The 372-nt window shown below is 71.8% G+C and carries 1 protein-coding gene; it reads right to left on the bottom strand.

What is annotated here, in order from left to right:
• A partial coding sequence (locus AC1MIR_RS27780; protein ID WP_480031403.1) for a transposase occupies window positions 1–372 on the bottom strand: 372 nt, incomplete at both ends.

Here is a 372-nt window from a genome sequence, read left to right as displayed (position 1 = left end):
CGGAGCGTGAAACTCCATCCGACGCGTTCCAACCCGCGCAGGAGGGTGCGGCGCATGCCGCCGATCTCCTTGCCCCAGCCGAACACCTCCTCGATCCGCTTGCGGATGCGCTGGCTGGCCTCGTAGCCGGGATGCCGCGTGGTCCGCCCGTCGATCGCCGAGCGGCGAGCATTGTTGTGCTGCGCCACATGCGGCGTCACACCGAGCCGGCGCATCGCGGCCACGAAGTCCCGCGTGTCGTAGTTCTTATCCGCCCCCAGCGTGCTGCGCGTCGCGCGATCCAGCCCCGCCATCATCGTCTCGCCGGCGTCGCGCTCGGCGGTGCCGGTGGCCCGCGTCGTGGTCGCCGCAACCGCCAGGCCGTGCCGGTTC

This window comes from Falsiroseomonas sp. RANM36, from assembly GCF_056682175.1.
The sequence above is the reverse complement of the archived record's forward strand: the minus strand, read 5'-3'. Positions and strand labels throughout refer to the sequence as shown.